This is a genomic window from Brevundimonas sp. UBA2416 (genome assembly GCF_002343105.1).
In the GTDB taxonomy this organism is placed as follows: domain Bacteria; phylum Pseudomonadota; class Alphaproteobacteria; order Caulobacterales; family Caulobacteraceae; genus Brevundimonas.
Map to the genome: position 1 here is coordinate 69,042 of NZ_DDRM01000029.1, position 17,994 is coordinate 87,035.

The following is a 17,994-nucleotide window of genomic DNA, read 5'->3' on the forward strand; positions in this document are numbered from 1 at the left end:
GTGATTCCGTTGTGTTCGTTGTGACGAACCGCCAAAGCCCTCACGCAGGCGCGGGGGCAGGGGATCAAATCCGCTTCGCGGGAAGAAGCAACGGTTTGCGTCACCGCACCTCGACAATGGCGTCGACCTCGACGGCGAAGCCGAGCGGGAGCTTGTAGACGCCGACGGCGGAGCGGGCGTGGCGGCCCTTGTCACCGAAGACCTCGACCATCAGGTCCGAGCAGCCGTTGATGACGGCCGGGATGGCCTCGAAATCGCCGGCGGCCTGGACGAAGCCGCCCAGTTTGACGACGCGGACGACGCGCTCGAGGTCGCCGTCGCAGGCAGCCGACATCTGGGCCAGCAGATTGACGCCGCACATGCGGGCGCCGTCCTTGGCCTGTTCCGGCGAAACGTCGGCGCCGACCGTGCCCTTGATCCCGCCCGCGGCGTCGTTCGACAGCTGGCCCGAGATGTGGACGAGGTTGCCGGTCTGCACATACGGCACATAGTTGGCCACCGCCTTGGCGGGTTCGGGCAGGCTGATGCCGAGTTCGGCGAGGCGGGCGGCGACGGTCATGGGCAGGGCTCCTTTGGAATTGCGGGCGGTTTAGCGCGGGGGAGTGCGCTTGTCTTCTCCCTCCCCCGAAGTGGGGAGGGCGGTCGCGGAGCGACCGGGTGGGGAAGGGCGAAGCCGGGCGCGGTCAGTGCGGGACTGGCGTTCCCCACCCGGGCTCGGCTGCGCCTCGCCGTCCCTCCCCATGAAGGGGAGGGAGAAATATTGTGGTATTTTAATACCGCTATTAAATAACTGAATAATTTCAGTGAGATGTGTACATCAAGCGCATCCATCCCGTCTTGACCCCGCGCCCCCCGTCCTCTATCAGCGCGCCTTCCGCTCGTCCCCGTTATCGGGAGGGGCACCCGATCGTCTCCCAGGACCCTTGAAATGCTGAAGAGCACCACGGCTTCGCTGAAGCCGGCCGAGGTCACGAAGAAATGGATCCATATCGACGCTGAAGGCGTCGTGGTGGGCCGTCTCGCGACCTTCATCGCCAACCGTCTGCGCGGCAAGCACCGCGGCGACTACACCCCGCACGTCGATTGCGGCGACTATGTCGTCGTCACCAACGTCGACAAGGTGGTGTTCACCGGCAAGAAGAACACCGACAAGATCTATTACCGCCACACCGGTCACCCGGGCGGCGTCAAGCAGACGACCCCGGAGAAGGTCCTGAACGGCCGTTTCCCGGAGCGCGTCCTTGAGAAGGCCGTCGAGCGCATGCTGCCCAAGGAGAGCCCGCTGGCCCGCCTGCAGATGACGCACCTGCGCCTGTTCGCCGGCGCGGCGCACACCCATGAAGCCCAACAGCCGGAAACGATCGACTTCAAGTCGGCGTCCGCCAAGAACACCCGGAGCGTCTGAGCATGACCGACGTGACTGCTGAAACCTCCGCCCCGCAGAACGACGCCCCCGCCGCGACCGGCTTTGACGCCCTCAAGGGCCTCGGCACCGTGTCGAGCGACAACGATGCTCCGGTCTATACGCAAAAGCTGGACGCCCAGGGCCGCGCCTATTCGACCGGCAAGCGCAAGAACGCGATCGCCCGCGTGTGGATCAAGCCCGGCTCGGGCAAGATCACCATCAACGGCAAGGATCAGATGCAGTATTTCGCCCGCGAAATCCTGCGCATGATGATCGCCCAGCCGCTGGAAGTGACCGACCGCCTGACCCAGTTCGACGTCGACTGCACCGTGCAGGGCTCGGGCCTGTCGGGCCAGGCCGGCGCCATCCGCCACGGCCTGTCGCACGCCCTGACCCACTATGAGCCGGCGCTGCGCCCGGTCCTGAAGCCGCACGGCTTCCTGACCCGCGACAGCCGCGTCGTCGAGCGCAAGAAGTACGGCCGGGCCAAGGCCCGCAAGTCCTTCCAGTTCTCGAAGCGCTAAACGCGGTTCAGATACGGTTTGGAATGGGGCGCTTCGGGAAACCGGGGCGCCCTTTTTCTATGGGCGGGGACGAGGTGTAACGGAACGTGATGTCGACGCGTGCGCCTTCGTGAGACTTTCCAGGCACCCGCTCACACCCGAAGTTCGACCCAAAAAGACGTCGCTAACATGGGCTGATATTCCGACCCGCTGACGAACCATCAGCGGGTCGCCCGATCCGTGCGGTGCGTGTGCCTTGACGCACGGATCTTTCGGACCCCTAGTGACCGAAGGGATTGCACATCTGATTCGCTTAAGCGGAGATGTGCCCGGTGTCCAAGAAATCACGAGATCGCAACGCCGCTCTAACCAGCGGGCGGGCGGCTAGTTCGAGACCCTATGGGTGTGCAACCGTGCACCCTGATGGCAGCGCGTTGCCGTCCCTAACTTGGCCGCATGGTGATGAGGAATCACTAGGGGAAGCCAAGATGCATCGGATACCGAGGCTGTCAGATCGAGGGTCGGTCTCGTTCAGTCTAAGGCAGGAGACCTTCGCTGTAGCGGGCTCAGGCCAACGCTATGTCCCGCTCCTTGTGGCGGGACTGCTGGTAAAAAAGCTCGGCGGGTGGGTCGTGCTCGTCGCTTTGGGGCCGGTCGCGTTCCACTACGTGCCTACGCTTGCAGCACTGTTTGCTGGCGTGGCGCGTTGATGCACATCGTCTTGGTCGATAGCGACGCCGTGGCTCTGTCCGGGCGGCGGCTGACGCCGACGGATCCGGACGACCCTCGCCCTTTCGCGCAAGGACGGCGGCTTCGCCGCCGTGCGCTCAAGCCCTCTCCCATTGGGAGAGGGATGATTTACCCTAGGGCGGCGTTGGCGGCGCGGACCGCGTTGCAGCGGGCCATGTCGGCGGCGACGGGGCGTCGTTCTTCGGTGGCTGTCGTCACCTGGAATTCGATGTCGGACGCCAGGATTTCCCCCGCAAGCACGCTGGATACGCCGCGGTCGGTCTGGAGGCGGCGGAGGGCGGCTGTCTCGAACCGGGTGCTGGCGCTGCGGAGAAGCTGTGGCGTTACGCCGGTCGGCAGGGTGGCGCCTGAAGCCGCGGCGTGAAGAGAGCCTGCGCAGAAAGCCAACGCCTGCCACCAGGCGGCGCCGCCAAAGCCTTGAAGGTCGCCGGACGCGTCTCGCGGGACCAGCTTGTCCTCGGGCATGATGGAATCGCCGTTCCAGTTTTCGGGGAGGCGGAAATCGGCCGACTGTGGCTGGGCCCATGTCGGGCTGCCGAGCCCGAGGCTGAGAGCGATAGCGGTGAGAGCGACGATTTTCCGCATCAGGCCTACCTCCCCAAATGAGAAGGCAAGCCTGCCACCGCGAGCACGCATCGACGACCCACGATACCTGACTGTCGTGGCGCGTCTTCGATCTTCTCTCCCGGCGGGGGACGGGGTAGGAGGCCGAACATGACCCATACGATCTTCATCGACGGCGAAGCCGGGACCACCGGGCTGGACGTGCTGCGGCGGCTGGAGGCGCGGGCTGATCTGGAGATCATCGCCCTCGGCGAGCGCCGGCGCGACGTGGCGGCGCGGCGCGAGGCGCTGAACGGAGCCGATGCGGTGATCCTGTGCCTGCCGGACGAGGCGGCGAAGGAAGCTGTGGCGATGATCGAGAACCCCGGCGTGCGGGTGATCGACGCCTCGACGGCGTACCGGGTCGATCCGGCCTGGACCTATGGCTTTGCCGAGATGGCCCATGCGGCGGGCAGAATGGGGCAGGCCGAGAAGATCGCGGGCGCTACGCGGGTGTCGAACCCGGGCTGCTATCCGACCGGCTTCATCGGCCTGGTGCGCCCGCTGGTGTCGGCGGGGATCATTCCCGCGGGCTGGCCGGTGACGGTCAATGCGGTGTCGGGATACTCGGGCGGCGGCAAGGCGATGATCGCCGAGTTCGAGGCCGCCCCGGGGTCAAGCCCCGGGGTGACGAAGCGCGATGCGTACCGCGCCTATGGCCTGTCGCTGAAGCACAAACATGTGCCGGAGATGACGCTGCACACGGGGCTGGAGCGGCCGGTGCTGTTCGCGCCGGCGGTGGGGGCGTACCGGCAGGGGATGCTGGTCGAGGTTCCGCTGCAGCTGGCGGCCCTGCCGTCGTCGCCGTCGGTCGAGGTGGTGCACGGGGCGCTGGTTCAGGCCTATGCCGGTTGCCGCTTCGTCGAGGTCGCCGAGCTGGAGACGACCGAGGCCATGACCGGCATCGATCCGGAGGGGCTGAACGGGACCAACAAAATGCGTCTGCATGTGTTCGGCGACCGGGGCGGGGATCAGGTGCGGCTGGTCGCCCTGCTGGACAACCTCGGCAAGGGGGCAGCGGGAGCGGCGGTGCAGAACCTGAACCTGATGCTGGGGCTCAGGGAAGATACGGGCCTCCAGTAAACCGCTCATCCCGGCGAAAGCCGGGACCCAGTGCTTTGTGTGATGGGGCGGCTCCGGCGATCTCCCGGCCGCTAACCGGAAACGCCGGCGTCAAGCTGGACAGAACCGGGTCCCGGCTTTCGGCGGGATGAGCGGAGTTTTGTGTGTGCTCCCGCTTGCAACCTCCGCCGTCCTGCCGACGTATCTCTCACCATGACCCATCTTTCCCGCCGCGCCCTTCTGACCACCGTCGGCGCCGTCGCCGTCAGCGCCTGTACGCCGAAGGAGGCCACAGCTTCCGAGCGGCAGTATGCCAACTCGCCGTTCCGGCGGATCACGGACGCCCAGTGGCGCGAGCGGCTGCCGCGCGCGGCCTATGATGTGCTGCGGCGTGAGGCGACCGAGCGGCCGGGCAGCAGTCCGCTGAACAATGAGCACCGGAGCGGGACGTTTGTCTGCCGCGGCTGCGACCTGCCGCTGTTCCGGTCGCAGTGGAAATATGATTCCGGGACGGGCTGGCCCAGCTTCTGGCAGGTCATCGCGGCCAATATCGGGACCAAGACCGACTTCGCCATCGGCTTTCCGCGGACCGAATACCATTGCGCCCGCTGCCTGGGGCATCAGGGGCATATCTTCGACGACGGCCCGCGGCCGACGGGCAAGCGCTATTGCAACAATGGCGTGGCCCTGACCTTCCGTCCGGCCTGAGGCGTCAGCGCCGGGAGGTCAGGGTTGGGGGGTCGCGTCGACGGCCGCGTCCACCTGCCGGAAGAAGGCTTCCCGGGCGGCCCTGTGATTGCGGCCGACGGCCCGGGGCCAGGATGACAGCAGGACGATGACCGTCCGACGCGCCGGATCGACCCGCACCGCCTGGCCGAAGATGCCGTAGGCGCCGTAGACACCGTCGTCCTCGGTCCACCACTGGAAGCCATAGCCCTCGTTCGGCTCGCCGGTTTCAGCCTGTTTGACGACGGCCTGGGCGAACCAGTCGTCCGGCACGATGCGCTCGCCGCCCAGTTGACCGTCCTCCAGCGCCATCAGGCCGATGCGGCCCCAGTCGCGTAGGGTGGCGGAGACGCAGCAGCCGCCCATCTCGCGACCGCCCTGGTCCAGCGCCCAGAAGGCGTCGGCCTCCATGCCGGCGCGGGACCAGATCCGCTCGGACAGCAGTTCGGCCAGCGGCTTGCCCTCGGCGGCGGCGATCAGGGAACCGACGAGGTTGGTCTCGCCGGTCGAGTAGTTCCAGCGCGTGCCGGGCTCGGCCGCCCGCGGCAGCCGTCCCATATAGGCGACGACCGGGTCCTCTCCGGGACGGGCGGGCTCCTGCAGGAAGCGGGCGACGTCGGAGGCGGGATCGAAATAGTCCTCGTTCCAGCGCACGCCGGACGTCATGGTCAGCAGCTGGCGCACCGTGACGCCATCGTAGCCGCCGCCCGCGAGGGTCGGCAGGTAACGGGTGACGGGATCCTCCAGCGAACCGATGGCGCCGCTTCGGAGCGCCGTGCCGACCAGCGTCGAGGTCAGGCTCTTGGTCATGGAGAAGGAGACCCAGCGGTCCCCTTCGCCGAGGCCGAGGGCGTAGCGCTCCAGCCGGATGCGTCCGTCCTGGATGACCAGCACGCCCGCGACATTCTCCGCCGCCATATAGGCCGAGGGATCGAGCGTGATTGGTTCGCCCGGGGGCAGGGCCCGCACCGGCGTCTCGCCGCGCACGACCGGCGCGTGCGGCATGATGGTCTCCATCCGACGGAAGACGCGCTCACGATCGGCGGGCGACCAGAACAGCACGCCGGCCGGATTGTTCTCCGGCGTCGGCTGCTGGGCGAAGGCCGGGGCGGCGAGAGCGCCGGACAGGAGGAGGATGGCGGCGAGTGTGCGAAGACGTTTCATGCCGGAAGCCTAGCAGTGGGATGGCCGTTGTCACACCTGCCGGCGGACGGGGACGAAGGACTAACGCCCACCGCGCCGCGCCTTGAGCGCGGACTCGACCGTGACGCCGAACCAGACGGCGGCGACAATGACCAGCAGGCCATAGTCGGGACCCGGCCAGAATACCGGAATGGCGGCACAGACGATCACCACCATCGGGAACAGGGTGGCCCAGGCCGCTGTGCCGGGATTGTCGGGATGGATCATCGCTGAGCCGGGCGGGCGTTTCATCGCCCGCAACAGGAGGGGGTTGAGCAGCACGAAGCCGCCGGAGCAGATCACCGCCAGAAGCAGGTTTCGCAGCGGCTCGCCCGCGCCAAAGACGCTGACCGTCAGGGTCACGAGAACAAGCGCGAAGCCGGTGGTGACGGCCAGCAGCAGGTTCGGTTCAAAACGCTTCAAGACTTCACTTTCACATACGAGCCGGGCGCCGGTTCGATCGGCTTGAGGGGGCCGGCTTCGGGATCGCGGGCGGGGACCCAGTCGCCGGACTTTTCATGCAGCCAGGCGGCCCAGTGCTCCCACCAGCTGCCGGGATGTTCGACAGCCTGCGCCTGCCATTCGCCGAGGGTCGCGGGCAGGGCGGGGTTGGTCCAGTGCTGGTATTTCTTCGCGGACGGCGGATTGACCACCCCGGCGATATGGCCGGAGCCAGCCAGCGTCAGGGTGACGTCCGCGTTCGAGAACGCCCTCGCCGAGCGATAGACCGAGTTCATCGGCGCGATGTGGTCCTCGCGGCTGGCCTGGAAATACAGGGAGATGGTGACCTTCGACAGGTCGACCTTGACCCCCCCGATGGTGAACTCGCCGCGGGCCAGTTTGTTCTGTCCGTACATGGAGCGGAGGTAGTCCATGTGCAGCTTTTTCGGCATCCGCGTCTGGTCGGCGTTCCAGAACAGCAGGTCGAAGGCGGGCGGCGACTTGCCCATCAGATAGTTGCTGACGAAGAAGGACCAGATCAGGTCGTTGGCGCGCAGGGCGTTGAAGGTCTCGGCCATCGCCGCGCCGGGCAGGACGCCGCCGGCCGCGTCCATCTGCTGCTCGACCTCGCCCAGCCAGTGTTCGTCGGTGAACAGCAGCAGGTCGCCCGCCTCGGCGAAGTCATGCTGGGCGGCGAAGAAGGTGTTGGCGGTGACGCGTTTGTCGCCCCTGGCCGCCATGTGGGCGAGAGCGGCGCCCATCAATGTGCCGCCGATGCAGTAGCCGACCGTGTTGATGTGGTCGGCCTTCGACTGCTCAAGCGCCTTCTCGACGCAGCGGTAGATGCCCTTTTCCAGATAGTCGTCGAAACCGAAGCCGGCCTTGTCGACGTCCGGATTGACCCAGGAGCAGACGAAGACGGTGAACCCCTGGGCCGACAGCCAGCGGATCATCGAATTCTCGGGCTGCAGGTCCAGGATGTAGAATTTGTTGATCCAGGGCGGGAAGATCAGCAGGGGGACGGCGCGCTGTCTGTCGGTGGCGGCGTCGAACTGGATCAGTTCGAACAGCTCGTCACGCCAGACGACCTGCCCCGGGGCGGTGGCGACGTTCTCGCCTACGACGAACTTGCCGTAGTCGGCCTGGCTGATCTTCAGCTTGCCGGCGCCGCGCTCCATGTCGGCGGCGAAATTCTGCATCCCCTTGACCAGCGATTCGCCGTTGGAGTCGGCGAGGGCCTTCAGGGCGGCGGGGTTGGAGGCGAGGAAGTTGGAGGGGGAGAAGGCGTCGGTCAGCAGCTTGGTGAAGAACTCGGCGCGGCGCTTGGTCAGGGGATCGACGTCCTCGACGCTGGAGACGAGGCCGTTCATCCAGTCAGACGTGACCAGATAGGACTGTCGCATGACGTCGAAGGCGGGGTTTTCGGACCAGGCGGGATCCTTGAACCGCTTGTCCTTCGAAGGGGCGGCGGCGGTCTCCTCGCCGGCGGCGCGGCGGGTCGTGGTGGCCCACAGGTCCATGTAGCGGTTGAACAGATCGGCCTGGGCGGCGAATAGCTTGTCGGGGCGCGAGGCCAGGCTGGTCATGACCGAGTTCATGGCCGGGCCGACGTGGAAGGGATCCGGCGACAGGGCCGCAGGGCGGTCGGCCTGGGACAGGGCGGCCTCGGCGATGGCCGACTGGGCCGTCATCGCGGCCTTGGCCAGGTTCATCGACAGGGTCTCCAGCATCTGCCGCTGGTCAGCGCCGGGGAAGCCGAAGGCTTCGGCGGCCGGGGCTTCGGCTTCGGACGGCGGCGGAGGCGTCGGTTCAGGGGCTGTCGCGGCCTTGGCGGCGCGGGGCCGGGGCGGCTTGGCCGAGGTCGGGCGTCCGGCCTTGCGCGGCGCGCGCGGGGGCGCTTCGGCGATCGGGGGGCTTGGACGCTTGGCCATGAGGAGCTCCGGATGTCGTCAGGAACGGTCGCAAGCGCCGCGCGCGCCCTTCCGCCTGTCGCGATCATCGCATAAGACAGCCCCTGAAATGAACGCGTCGCGCCGGAAAATTGCAGCCGCCCTGTCCGCCGCCATCGCGTGCGGCGGTCTGGCGGCCTGTGCGGGCTCGTTCGATCCGGCCACAGACGCCAGTTCGCCGATCGCGCCGCGGGTCCAGGCCCTCGTCGACGCCAACCGTGAGTACCCCCGCTGGACCGACTTTCCGAGGGTGGACGAGCCGTTGCCGGAGCCGGTCGCGATCGCGGCCCAGGTCAATACGCTGCGGGTCACCGGCGGCGCTCTGGCAGGCGAGGTGTCGCGCATTGACTGGCAGACCACGGGCGATCCGGCCGAGTTCGCGGCGGCGGTGCAGGCCCGGGTCGATTCGGTGCCGGTCGCGCCCGTGACGCAGGAAACGCTCGACGAGATCGAAGACTTCGTACGGCGCACGCGCGAGCGGGGCCGCGCCCCGCCACCGGTGGACCGCCGCTGACCCCATCCAACGCTCGCCCGGACGGCAGAATCCGGGGACCATCGTCTCAGGAGACTTTCTCATGGCCAAACCGGCTCCCTACGCCTCGACCCTGGCCGCTGACGCCGCACGGGTGACCGAACTGGCCGCCATCGCCAGCTACGCCGGCATCGGCCGCGGCGACGAGAAGGCGGCGGACCAGCTGGCGGTCGACGCCATGCGTACCGCGCTGAACAGCCTCGATATCGATGGCAAGATCGTCATCGGCGAGGGCGAGCGCGACGAAGCGCCGATGCTCTACATCGGTGAGAAGGTCGGCACCGGCAAAGGCCCGGCCATCGACATCGCCCTGGACCCGCTGGAAGGCACCACCCTGACCGCCAAGGCGATGGCCAACGCCCTGTGCGTGCTGTCGATGTCGCCGGGCGGCGGCATGCTGCACGCGCCCGACACCTATATGGACAAGATCGCCATCGGTCCCGGCTTCGCGCCCGGCACGGTCGATCTGGACATGAAGCCCCAGGACAATGTCCGTTCGCTGGCCTCGGCCAAGGGGGTGAAGCCGTCCGACATCACCGTCTGCGTCATGGACCGGCCGCGCCATGCCGAACTGATCGCCGCCCTGCGCGAGGTCGGGGCCAAGGTGGTGCTGATCACCGACGGCGACGTCGCGGGCGTGATCCACACCGCCGAGCCCGAGACCGGCATCGACCTGTACCTCGGCTCGGGCGGAGCGCCGGAAGGCGTGCTGGCGGCGTCGGCGCTGAAATGCGTGGGCGGCCATTTCCAGGGCCGGCTGATCTTCCGCAACGACGACGAGCGGGCGCGGGCGGCCAAGACGGGGGTCACCGATCTGGACCGCAAATACGACCTGCACGAACTGGTGTCCAAGGACGCCATCTTCGCGGCCACGGGCGTGACCAAGGGCGCCATGCTGGACGGGGTGAAGGTCGCCGACGGCTTCGTCTCGACCCACACGCTGGTGATGGATTCCTCGACGCGGACCGTCCAGCGCATCCGCACGATCCGGCCGCTCTGATGGCCGACGGGAGCGCAGGCTCGGATTTTGGGCCGGCGTTCCTGGGCGTCTCCCGCTCCCTGTCGGGCCGCGAATGGCGGCAGAGGCCCGCCGAGGCGGGGCTGATCCGGGCCCATATGCAGGCGTTGAACCTCGAGGAGCCGCTGGCGCGGGCGCTGGCGGCGCGTGGCGTGCGGGCCGATCAGGGGGCCGACTTCCTGACGCCGACGCTGAAGGCGCTGTTTCCCGACCCGTCCAGCTTCATGGACATGGATGCGGCGGCCGGGGCGATCCTCGATGCGCTGCAGGCGAAGGCCTCAATCCATGTCTTCGCGGACTATGACGTCGACGGCGCCTCGAGCGCAGCCCTGCTGGTGCGCTGGTTCCGGGCTGTGGGCGCCGAGCTGCCGATCTATGTGCCCGACCGGGTCACGGAAGGCTATGGCCCCAGCGCGCGGGCCTTCGACACGCTGAAGGCTTCGGGCGCCGATCTGGTCATCACCGTCGACTGCGGCGCGGCGGCCAATGAGGCGGTGGCCCATGCGGCGGCGATCGGGCTGAAGGTGGTGGTCATCGACCACCATATGATGCGCGAGCATCCGCCGGTCTGCGCCGCCGTGGTCAATCCGAACCGGCCGGGCTGCAATTCGGGGCAGGGCAATCTGGCCGCGGCGGGGGTTGTGTTCGTCCTGCTGGCGGCGCTGAACCGCGAGGCGCGGCGGCGCGGCATGTTCGCGGATGTGAAAGAGCCGGACATCCGCCAGTGGCTTGATCTGGCCGCCATGGGGGCGATCTGCGACGTCACCGGCCTGACCGGGTTCAATCGGGCGCTGACCAGCCTCGGGCTGCGTGTCATGTCGGACTGGGGCAATCCCGGGCTGCGGGCCTTGCTGGCGGCGGCGGGGGCCGAGCCGGGGCCGGCCAAGTCGAGCCATGCGGGCTTCATCCTCGGTCCGCGCATCAATGCGGGCGGGCGGATCGGCAAGTCGGATCTCGGGGCGCGGCTGCTGTCGACCGACGACCCCGTGGAGGCGGCGGCGCTGGCGCAGGAGCTGGACGCCCTGAACATCGCCCGCCGCGAGGTGGAGAAACAGGTCACCGATCAGGCGACGCGTATGGTCGAGGCGACCGGCGCCCATGCCGACGGCTCGGCCGTCGTGGTGATCGCGGGCGACGAATGGCATCCGGGCGTGGTGGGCATTGTCGCCGGGCGGCTCCGCGAGCGCTGGCGCAAGCCGGTGGTGGTGATCGGCGTCGATGCGGTGAACGGCCTCGGCAAGGGCTCGGGCCGGTCGCAGCCGGGCATGAACCTGGGCAAGGCGGTGCAGGCGGCGTGGGAGACGGGCGTGCTGATCGCCGGGGGCGGCCATGCCATGGCGGCGGGGCTGACGGTCCGGGCCGACGATATCGACCGGCTGCGGGATTTCCTCAACGACCGGATGGCGGGCGAACAGGCCGCGGCCGACGCGCTGGACGGGGTTGAGATCGACGCCCTGATCGATCCGGGCGCGGCGACGCGGGCTCTGTTTGAACAGTTCGAGCAACTGGCTCCGTTCGGCCCGGCCAATCCCGAGCCGCTGTTCGCGTTGGAGCATGTGCAGGCGCGTGACGCCGTGGCCATGAATGGCGGTCATGTGCGCTGCCGGCTGGTCGGGGCCGACGGAGCCTCGGTGAAGGCCATCGCCTGGCGCTGCGCCGACCTGCCCGGCGGGCAGTCGCTGCTGTCCGGACAGGGCGGGCTGAGCGTGGTCGGGCGGCTGAAGGCCGACGACTGGAACGGTCGTCGCGGCGTCCAATTCGAGATCGAGGACGTGGCCGATCCGCGGATGGCCTGATCCTTCGACTGGCCGCGCCTCCATCTCGTCGGCGGCGCGTCCGGGCTGCCTCCGCCTTTCGCAAGAAGAATGGGGAGGAGAAGGGTTGCACCGTCCGGAATCGGCGGCTATATCGCCCGCTCTTCGCGCAGCGGTCCCTTCGTCTATCGGTTAGGACGTCAGGTTTTCAACCTGAAAAGAGGGGTTCGATTCCCCTAGGGACTGCCACGCGGAGCCTTTCCCCGACATCGCCGATTATGTGTGAGGCCGGGCCTTTCGGGGTCAGGCGCGTTGCACTGCAGTGTCCGTGTCCCGGACGACGATGATCCGGTTGGCCGCCATGCCCGAAACCCCGCCCCTGATCGATGAACCCGCCGGTGCGGCGACCATCCTGATGGTCGAGGACAATGCCGACGTCCGGGTCATGGGCGAGACCCTACTGGTCGATGCCGGCTTTGTCGTTCACACGGCGGGCGATGCCGCCGAGGCTCTGGCCATGGTGGAGGCCGGTCTGGCGTTCGACCTGTTGTTCACTGACATCGTCATGCCGGGCGATCTGGATGGCGTGGGCCTGTCGGCGGAGGTCGCGCGGCTCAGACCCGGGACACCCGTTCTGCTGACGACCGGTTGGGCCGACCGGGTCCGGGACCATGCCGGTCAGCGTGCGGAGCCGGATTTGATCGCGAAACCGTACCGGCAAACCGACCTGGTACGGAAGATTCGTCTGTTGCTGGATCGAGGCGCACAGGGCGCCTGAGCGAATTCATTGCGCTTTTGCTGCGAAACCGACGTTTTTCGCTTTTCCGGGCTTCACAGAACCGTGTTAAATAAGCGCCGTCCGCTCCGATTGCGGGCAGGGGGAAGACTGTGTCGGACTACGAGGGCGTTGAGACGGTCGCGACGGTCCGAATCGCGGGCCGGGTGAAATGGTTTGATCCCGGTAAGGGATACGGCTTCATCGTGCCGGATGACCCGACCCTGACCGATATGAAGGATGTGCTGCTGCACATCTCCAGCCTGCGCGATGCGGGCCGGGATCTGGCCGCCGAGGGCGCGCCCATCAGTTGTGAATGCGCCCGTCGGCCCAAGGGCTGGCAGGTCACCGAGGTCCATGACCTGGGCGAGGGGGACCCCGAGCTGGCCGCTGCGCCGCGCCGCACAGGCTATGAGGGTCTTCGTCAGACGGCCGGCGCCGGTGCGGAGCCCGAGGCGCCGACATCCGGTGCGCCGATGGAGGCCGCGGTCGTCAAATGGTTCAATCGTACCAAGGGCTACGGTTTCGTGGTGCGCGACGGCGAACCGGGGGATATCTTCGTCCATGTCGAGACGTTGCGCCGCTGCGGGCTGGATGACCTGCTGCCCGGCGAGACGGTCTCGGTGCGATTTGCCGAGGGCCCCAAGGGGCTGGTGGTCGCGGAAATCAGACCGGGCGGATGAACCATCCGCCCCAGTGAGGGTGGATCGGCAATGTTGAACCGTCGTGGACTTCTGGGCGCCCTGTCCGGCCTGGTGCTGCTGTCGGCCTGCGCCGGAGCGGGAGCGCCGCGCGACGCCAAGGGCGATCCGCTTGAACCGCTGACCGTCACCACCTCAAGCGGCGAGCACCGTTTCATGGTCGAGATCGCCGACGACGACGCGGAACGCCAGCGCGGCCTGATGGAGCGGGAACCGCTGCCGGACGACCGGGGGATGCTGTTCCAGTTCCCCGATGTGGCCGAGCGCGGTTTCTGGATGCGCAACACGCCCAGCCCGCTGGACATCATCTACATCGATCCGCGCGGCCGGATTGTCTCGATCGCTAAGAATGCGACGCCGATGTCGGACGAGATCATCCCCTCGAACGGTCTCGCCAGCGGTGTGCTGGAGCTGCGCGCCGGCCGCGCCGACGAGATCGGAGCCCGCCCCGGCGACAGGGTCAGCCACCCCTTCTTCGCCGAATAGTCGCATGGCGCGTTGCGGCGCGGCGTCGAGTGTGCCAAATCCCGCCGCCGGAGTGTAGCGCAGCCTGGTAGCGCATCTGGTTTGGGACCAGAGGGTCGGAGGTTCGAATCCTCTCACTCCGACCAATCATTTCTAGACCACGGTTCCAAACAGTCGGCCGATGGCGGCGGTGGCGGCCATGGCTACGACGCCCCAGAAGGCGACACGCAGGACGGACCGCGGCACATTGGCGCCCCCGGCCGTGGCTCCGAGCGCGCCCAGCCCCATCAGCCCGGCCAGGGCAATCACGCTGACCCAGATCATCAGGGTCTCCAGCGGCGCCAGCAGCACGACGACCAGGGGCGGAGCGGCGCCGAGCGCGAAGGTACCGGCTGAGGTCAGGGCCGCCTGGACCGGTCGGGCGGTCGTGAAGTCCGAAATGCCCAGCTCGTCGCGCGCATGGGCGCCCAGTGCGTCCCGGGCCATCAGCTGTTGCGCCACCTGCCGCGACAGGGCCGGCTCGACGCCACGGGCGGCGTAGATCGCGGCCAATTCGTTGACCTCGGCCTCCGGATCGGCCGCCAGCTCGGCGTTCTCGCGGGCGAGGTCGGCCTTTTCGGTGTCGGACTGGGAGCTGACCGAGACGTATTCGCCCGCCGCCATCGACATGGCTCCCGCCACCAGTCCGGCGACGCCGGCGATCAGTATGCTGCCGCGCGCAGCCTCCGCCGCAGCCACGCCGACGACAAGGCTGGCCGTCGAGACCAGGCCGTCATTGGCCCCCAGTACAGCGGCGCGCAGCCAGCCGATGCGGGCGACCAGATGACGTTCAGGGTGGCGTTCGAGACGGCTCATGATGCGCTCCGGCGTGCCGGCACAGCCGGCCCTGTCATCGAAGGAGCGGCAGCATGCGCCGCAGGCTTCCGTCCTTCAGCACATGGTGGTGGAACAGCGCCGCGAGAGCGTGCAGACCGATCAGCCAGTAGCCTGCTTCGGCGATCGTCTTGTGCAGATCCTCGAGCCGACCGGCGAGGGCCTTGTCCGGACCGATCAGTGGCGGCAGCGATAGGCCGAAGAACGGAATGACATCGCCCTCGGCGCTGAGAACCAGCCAGCCGAGCAGGGGCAGTAGGATCATGCCGCCATAGAGGGCGATATGCACGGCTGCGGCCGGCCATCGCGTCCAACTCGATTCAGTGGCCAGCCAAGGCGTCCGCCAGCGCGCGATCAGCCGGATCCAGACGAGGACGAAGACCGACAGGCCAAGCATGAAATGCCAGGTCTTGAGACCCTCGCGTATGTCGCTGCCGCGAGGATAGTTCTCGCGCAGCTCGATACAGGCGAAGACCGCCGCAAGAAGGATCAACATCAGCCAGTGCAGCGCGATCGAGAGCCGACCGTACCCGTCTCCGGGCCGGGCGGGGGTCGACAGGTTATCGGTCATCGTCGGTCCTCACGGCGGCATGTCCGTCAGTCTGCAACTGATCTGTCCCGAGGTGATTGCGCCAACGCAACTCGCCAGTCGTCACACCGCCTTCAGCGCCTGCTCCAGGTCGGCGTAAAGGTCGTCGGCGTTCTCGATACCCACGGACAACCGCACCAGGTTGTCGCCAATGCCGCAGCGGACCTTGGCTTCGGCGCTGTAGTCGGAGTGCGTCGTGCTGGAGGGGTGGGAGACCAGGCTCTCGGTGCCGCCCAGGCTGACGGCCAGTTTGAACAGCTGGAGGGCGTTGAGCATGCGGAAGGCCTCGGCCTCGCCGCCCTTCAGGCGCAGCGAAAACGTCGAGCCCGCGCCGGTGCACTGGCGGGCGAACAGAGCCTGCTGGCTCGGTGAAGCCTCGGCGCCGCCGGCGTCCAGAACGGCCTCGATCTTCGGATGGCCGCGCAGGCGAGCGACGAGGTTGCGCCTGCGGTGACGGCTCATGGAACTGCACTTTCTCTCTGTTGACGGCTGAACAGGCCGGTCGGGCTTTCACGCCAAGCGCTGGACCCGGCGCGGGTCACACGGTATCTGGGCTCCCACGCGGGCTCGCCCGCCGTCGTCACGAGGATTGGTCATGCTCGCCCGCATCTATCGCCCCGCCAAGACCGCGATGCAGTCGGGCAAGGCCTCGTCGAGAGGCTGGCGGCTGGAGTTCGAGCCGGCTTCGGCGCGCACCATCGATCCCCTGATGGGCTGGACCAGCTCCAGCGACATGAACGGACAGGTGCGGCTGAGCTTCGATTCGGCGGAGGAGGCCGTGGCCTACGCCGAGCGGCACGGCATCCCGTTCCGCCTGCATGAACCGCAGGACCCGCCTGTCATCCTTAAGGCCTATGCGGACAATTTCGCCACCGGCCGCAAACAGCCCTGGACGCACTAGGTCGAAGGGCGTCCCCGTTTTCGCGGGGATGACAAGTTAGCGGGGATGACAGGGCTCGCGGCTTGAGCCGCAGGACGGGGACCGCTAACGCTCGCCAACGCCACCGGGCGCCCATAGCTCAACCGGATAGAGCACCCGCCTTCTAAGCGGGATGTTGCAGGTTCGAGTCCTGCTGGGCGCGCCACGGTCTCACAGGATTGCCGGTTTCGGCGGCATGCCGCTAAGGTTCCCCCCGACATGTTCTGGAGGGGACGTTCGATGCTGAGAACTATTCTGGGAATCGTCGCCGGCGCGGTGGTGGCGATCCTGACCGTGATGGGGCTGGAAATGATCGGCCATGCGGCAATGCCGCCGCCCGCCGGCCTCGATCCCGCTGATCCAGAAGACCTGAAACAGATGGTGGCCGCGGCATCGACGGCGGCCAAGGCCTGGGTGGTGTTCGCCTGGTTCGGGGCGGTCGTGACCGGCGGATGGGTCGCGCGGCGCCTGTCGCGCAAGGCCTGGGCCGGCTGGGTCATTGCCGGGCTGATCTTGCTCGGGGGCGTGGCCAACCTGGTGATGATCCCGCATCCGCTGTGGATGCAGATCGGGGCGATCGCCGCGCCGCTGCTGGGCGGTTGGATCGTGACGCGGCTGCCGGTCGGCGGAAGCGCCGCAGTCAGCTGATTGCGGCGCGCCAGGCGGCAAGGCCCGCCTCGAGGTCAGCCATCAGGTCGGCGGGGTCCTCGAGCCCGACGTGGAGACGCAGCAACTGGCCCGGCAGGGCCGGCGGGGCCTTGCGACCGGAGAGCTGGCCGGTCTCGTGGGTGATCAGGCTCTCGAACCCGCCCCAGGAGTAGCCGAGGCCGAACAGGTCGAGGGCTGACATCAGGGCGTGGGCGGCGCCTTCGTCGCCGCCCCGCATCACGACGCCGAAGATCGAGGCGGCACCCGTATAGCCGCCGTTCCAAAGGTCGTGGCCGGCTGCGCCGGGCAGGGCCGGGTAGAGAATGTCCGCGACCTCCGGCCGGGTGCTGAGCCATTCGGCGACGATGCGGGCCGAGCGCGCCTGTTCCTGATAGCGCAAGGGCAGGGTGCGCAGGCCGCGCAGGGCCAGCCAGGCGTCGTCGGGGGAGACGCGCCAGCCGAGGTCTTCCAGCGTCTCGGCGATGGGGCGTCCGACGGCGGGGTCGGCGACGGCGATGGAGCCCATCAGCAGGTCCGAGTGGCCGGCGACATATTTGGTCACCGCCTGGACGCTGACATCGACGCCGTGCGCCAACGGGCGGAAGGCGAGGCCGGCGGCCCAGGTGTTGTCCATCACCGTCAGCACGCCGCGCGCGCGACAGGCGGCGGCCAGGGCGGGAACATCGAGCATTTCGAACGTCAACGAGGCCGGTGATTCGATCAGCAGCAGGCGGGTCCGGTCCGTGATGGCGGCGAGAATGTCGTCCGTCGCGGCCGCTGCGTCATGGAAGGCCGTCGTGATCCCCCGCGCGCCAAGATGCCGTCTGAGGAACCGGCGGCTGGGTCCGTAGAGGGCGTCGGTGGTCACGACTTCGTCGCCGTTCCGAAGCAGGGCGGTCAGTGGCGCGGTGACGGCGGCGAGGCCCGATGGAACCAGCCAGGCGTCCGTGGCGCCTTCGAGGTCGCACAGCAGGTCGCGGAGCGCGCGGGCGGCTGAAAGATCCTCGATTCCATAGACCGGGCCTTGGCTCTCGTCGCGCATGGCGCTGGGCAAGTCATTGAGCAGGGTAGAGGCGCGCTCGATCGGCGGGGCGACGGG

Annotated in this window: 21 protein-coding genes and 3 tRNA genes; 15 read left to right on the forward strand and 9 right to left on the reverse strand. The window is 68.1% G+C overall.

Annotation, left to right across the window (positions count from 1 at the left end; translation table 11 throughout):
* Window positions 1-100: 100 nt before the first annotated feature.
* A complete protein-coding gene (locus tag B3E43_RS09645) occupies window positions 101-559 on the reverse strand; it encodes a RidA family protein (protein WP_292028876.1) in 459 nt (152 codons plus the stop codon).
* A gap of 369 nt (window positions 560-928) precedes the next feature.
* Between B3E43_RS09645 and rplM the strand changes: the two genes are divergently transcribed.
* Together rplM and rpsI are read left to right on the forward strand one after the other, a co-directional pair.
* Window positions 929-1,405, forward strand: a complete 477-nt coding sequence (gene rplM, locus B3E43_RS09650; protein WP_292028878.1) for a 50S ribosomal protein L13 — start codon at window positions 929-931, stop codon at window positions 1,403-1,405.
* Between the two features lie 2 nt (window positions 1,406-1,407).
* Window positions 1,408-1,929, forward strand: a complete 522-nt coding sequence (gene rpsI, locus B3E43_RS09655; protein WP_284222154.1) for a 30S ribosomal protein S9 — start codon at window positions 1,408-1,410, stop codon at window positions 1,927-1,929.
* Between the two features lie 837 nt (window positions 1,930-2,766).
* Here rpsI and B3E43_RS09660 read toward each other — a convergent pair.
* The gene (locus B3E43_RS09660; RefSeq protein WP_292028881.1) at window positions 2,767-3,243 is read right to left on the reverse strand and encodes a hypothetical protein; all 477 of its coding nucleotides are present in this window, start codon (window positions 3,241-3,243) and stop codon (window positions 2,767-2,769) included.
* Between the two features lie 129 nt (window positions 3,244-3,372).
* Between B3E43_RS09660 and argC the strand changes: the two genes are divergently transcribed.
* Together argC and msrB are read left to right on the forward strand one after the other, a co-directional pair.
* Window positions 3,373-4,344, forward strand: coding sequence for an N-acetyl-gamma-glutamyl-phosphate reductase (gene argC, locus B3E43_RS09665; RefSeq protein ID WP_292028882.1), 972 nt, complete (start codon window positions 3,373-3,375; stop codon window positions 4,342-4,344).
* A 192-nt stretch (window positions 4,345-4,536) separates the two neighbouring features.
* Complete coding sequence (msrB, locus tag B3E43_RS09670) at window positions 4,537-5,031, forward strand: peptide-methionine (R)-S-oxide reductase MsrB (RefSeq protein WP_292028883.1); 495 nt, start codon at window positions 4,537-4,539, stop codon at window positions 5,029-5,031.
* Window positions 5,032-5,049: 18 nt separating this feature from the next.
* Here the strand turns inward: msrB and B3E43_RS09675 are convergent, their stop codons facing one another.
* The 3 genes from B3E43_RS09675 to phaC are packed head-to-tail and all read right to left on the reverse strand — an operon-like array spanning window position 5,050 to window position 8,603.
* Entirely contained in the window at window positions 5,050-6,213 is a 1,164-nt protein-coding gene (locus B3E43_RS09675; RefSeq protein ID WP_292028885.1) for a serine hydrolase domain-containing protein, read from the reverse strand.
* Between the two features lie 60 nt (window positions 6,214-6,273).
* Entirely contained in the window at window positions 6,274-6,654 is a 381-nt protein-coding gene (locus tag B3E43_RS09680) for a hypothetical protein (protein ID WP_292028886.1), read from the reverse strand.
* A complete protein-coding gene (phaC, locus tag B3E43_RS09685; RefSeq protein WP_292028887.1) occupies window positions 6,651-8,603 on the reverse strand; it encodes a class I poly(R)-hydroxyalkanoic acid synthase in 1,953 nt (650 codons plus the stop codon). Before phaC ends, B3E43_RS09680 begins: the two co-directional genes overlap by 4 nt.
* Window positions 8,604-8,691: 88 nt before the next feature.
* Between phaC and B3E43_RS09690 the strand changes: the two genes are divergently transcribed.
* From B3E43_RS09690 to B3E43_RS09725, 8 genes are all read left to right on the forward strand, one after another.
* On the forward strand, window positions 8,692-9,135 hold the full coding sequence (locus tag B3E43_RS09690) for a hypothetical protein (RefSeq protein ID WP_292028888.1): 444 nt from the start codon (window positions 8,692-8,694) through the stop codon (window positions 9,133-9,135).
* 61 nt (window positions 9,136-9,196) lie between these two features.
* A complete protein-coding gene (glpX, locus tag B3E43_RS09695; protein ID WP_292028890.1) occupies window positions 9,197-10,153 on the forward strand; it encodes a class II fructose-bisphosphatase in 957 nt (318 codons plus the stop codon).
* Window positions 10,153-11,967, forward strand: a complete 1,815-nt coding sequence (gene recJ / locus B3E43_RS09700; RefSeq protein ID WP_292028891.1) for a single-stranded-DNA-specific exonuclease RecJ — start codon at window positions 10,153-10,155, stop codon at window positions 11,965-11,967. The genes glpX and recJ overlap by 1 nt, the downstream gene beginning before the upstream one ends.
* Before the next feature lie 132 nt (window positions 11,968-12,099).
* Window positions 12,100-12,174, forward strand: a tRNA-Glu gene (locus B3E43_RS09705).
* Window positions 12,175-12,253: 79 nt separating this feature from the next.
* Window positions 12,254-12,703 (forward strand): response regulator, encoded by a 450-nt coding sequence (locus tag B3E43_RS09710; protein WP_292028893.1) that lies wholly within the window; start codon window positions 12,254-12,256, stop codon window positions 12,701-12,703.
* Window positions 12,704-12,813: 110 nt separating this feature from the next.
* Window positions 12,814-13,383 carry a cold-shock protein gene (locus tag B3E43_RS09715; protein ID WP_292028894.1) on the forward strand — a complete coding sequence of 190 codons (570 nt, stop codon included), beginning with the start codon at window positions 12,814-12,816 and terminating at the stop codon, window positions 13,381-13,383.
* Window positions 13,384-13,413: 30 nt separating this feature from the next.
* Entirely contained in the window at window positions 13,414-13,887 is a 474-nt protein-coding gene (locus B3E43_RS09720) for a DUF192 domain-containing protein (protein ID WP_292028895.1), read from the forward strand.
* A gap of 48 nt (window positions 13,888-13,935) precedes the next feature.
* Window positions 13,936-14,012 (forward strand) — tRNA-Pro (locus tag B3E43_RS09725).
* A gap of 7 nt (window positions 14,013-14,019) precedes the next feature.
* Here B3E43_RS09725 and B3E43_RS09730 read toward each other — a convergent pair.
* From B3E43_RS09730 to B3E43_RS09740, 3 genes are all read right to left on the reverse strand, one after another.
* Window positions 14,020-14,721 carry a VIT1/CCC1 transporter family protein gene (locus B3E43_RS09730; protein ID WP_292028897.1) on the reverse strand — a complete coding sequence of 234 codons (702 nt, stop codon included), beginning with the start codon at window positions 14,719-14,721 and terminating at the stop codon, window positions 14,020-14,022.
* Window positions 14,722-14,755: 34 nt separating this feature from the next.
* On the reverse strand, window positions 14,756-15,310 hold the full coding sequence (locus B3E43_RS09735) for a cytochrome b (protein WP_292028899.1): 555 nt from the start codon (window positions 15,308-15,310) through the stop codon (window positions 14,756-14,758).
* Between the two features lie 81 nt (window positions 15,311-15,391).
* Window positions 15,392-15,790, reverse strand: coding sequence for a PLP-dependent transferase (locus B3E43_RS09740; protein WP_292028901.1), 399 nt, complete (start codon window positions 15,788-15,790; stop codon window positions 15,392-15,394).
* A gap of 133 nt (window positions 15,791-15,923) precedes the next feature.
* Here B3E43_RS09740 and B3E43_RS09745 point away from each other — a divergent pair, with 133 nt between their 5' ends.
* From B3E43_RS09745 to B3E43_RS09755, 3 genes are all read left to right on the forward strand, one after another.
* Window positions 15,924-16,229 (forward strand): ETC complex I subunit, encoded by a 306-nt coding sequence (locus B3E43_RS09745; protein WP_284221095.1) that lies wholly within the window; start codon window positions 15,924-15,926, stop codon window positions 16,227-16,229.
* A 107-nt stretch (window positions 16,230-16,336) separates the two neighbouring features.
* A tRNA-Arg gene (locus B3E43_RS09750) sits at window positions 16,337-16,413 on the forward strand.
* Window positions 16,414-16,526: 113 nt separating this feature from the next.
* Complete coding sequence (locus B3E43_RS09755) at window positions 16,527-16,895, forward strand: hypothetical protein (RefSeq protein ID WP_292028905.1); 369 nt, start codon at window positions 16,527-16,529, stop codon at window positions 16,893-16,895.
* Here the strand turns inward: B3E43_RS09755 and metC are convergent.
* On the reverse strand, window positions 16,888-17,994 hold a 1,107-nt coding region (gene metC / locus B3E43_RS09760; protein ID WP_292028906.1), incomplete at its 5' end, for a cystathionine beta-lyase. The two genes, B3E43_RS09755 and metC, sit on opposite strands and share 8 nt — an antisense overlap.

Coding starts and splice junctions, on each gene's coding strand:
- B3E43_RS09645 (WP_292028876.1), bottom strand. CDS start 559: ATGACCGTCGCCGCCCGCCTCGCCGAACTCGGCATCAGCCTGCCCGAA.
- rplM (WP_292028878.1), top strand. CDS start 929: ATGCTGAAGAGCACCACGGCTTCGCTGAAGCCGGCCGAGGTCACGAAG.
- rpsI (WP_284222154.1), top strand. CDS start 1,408: ATGACCGACGTGACTGCTGAAACCTCCGCCCCGCAGAACGACGCCCCC.
- B3E43_RS09660 (WP_292028881.1), bottom strand. CDS start 3,243: ATGCGGAAAATCGTCGCTCTCACCGCTATCGCTCTCAGCCTCGGGCTC.
- argC (WP_292028882.1), top strand. CDS start 3,373: ATGACCCATACGATCTTCATCGACGGCGAAGCCGGGACCACCGGGCTG.
- msrB (WP_292028883.1), top strand. CDS start 4,537: ATGACCCATCTTTCCCGCCGCGCCCTTCTGACCACCGTCGGCGCCGTC.
- B3E43_RS09675 (WP_292028885.1), bottom strand. CDS start 6,213: ATGAAACGTCTTCGCACACTCGCCGCCATCCTCCTCCTGTCCGGCGCT.
- phaC (WP_292028887.1), bottom strand. CDS start 8,603: ATGGCCAAGCGTCCAAGCCCCCCGATCGCCGAAGCGCCCCCGCGCGCG.
- B3E43_RS09690 (WP_292028888.1), top strand. CDS start 8,692: ATGAACGCGTCGCGCCGGAAAATTGCAGCCGCCCTGTCCGCCGCCATC.
- glpX (WP_292028890.1), top strand. CDS start 9,197: ATGGCCAAACCGGCTCCCTACGCCTCGACCCTGGCCGCTGACGCCGCA.
- recJ (WP_292028891.1), top strand. CDS start 10,153: ATGGCCGACGGGAGCGCAGGCTCGGATTTTGGGCCGGCGTTCCTGGGC.
- B3E43_RS09720 (WP_292028895.1), top strand. CDS start 13,414: ATGTTGAACCGTCGTGGACTTCTGGGCGCCCTGTCCGGCCTGGTGCTG.
- B3E43_RS09730 (WP_292028897.1), bottom strand. CDS start 14,721: ATGAGCCGTCTCGAACGCCACCCTGAACGTCATCTGGTCGCCCGCATC.
- B3E43_RS09735 (WP_292028899.1), bottom strand. CDS start 15,310: ATGACCGATAACCTGTCGACCCCCGCCCGGCCCGGAGACGGGTACGGT.
- B3E43_RS09740 (WP_292028901.1), bottom strand. CDS start 15,790: ATGAGCCGTCACCGCAGGCGCAACCTCGTCGCTCGCCTGCGCGGCCAT.
- B3E43_RS09745 (WP_284221095.1), top strand. CDS start 15,924: ATGCTCGCCCGCATCTATCGCCCCGCCAAGACCGCGATGCAGTCGGGC.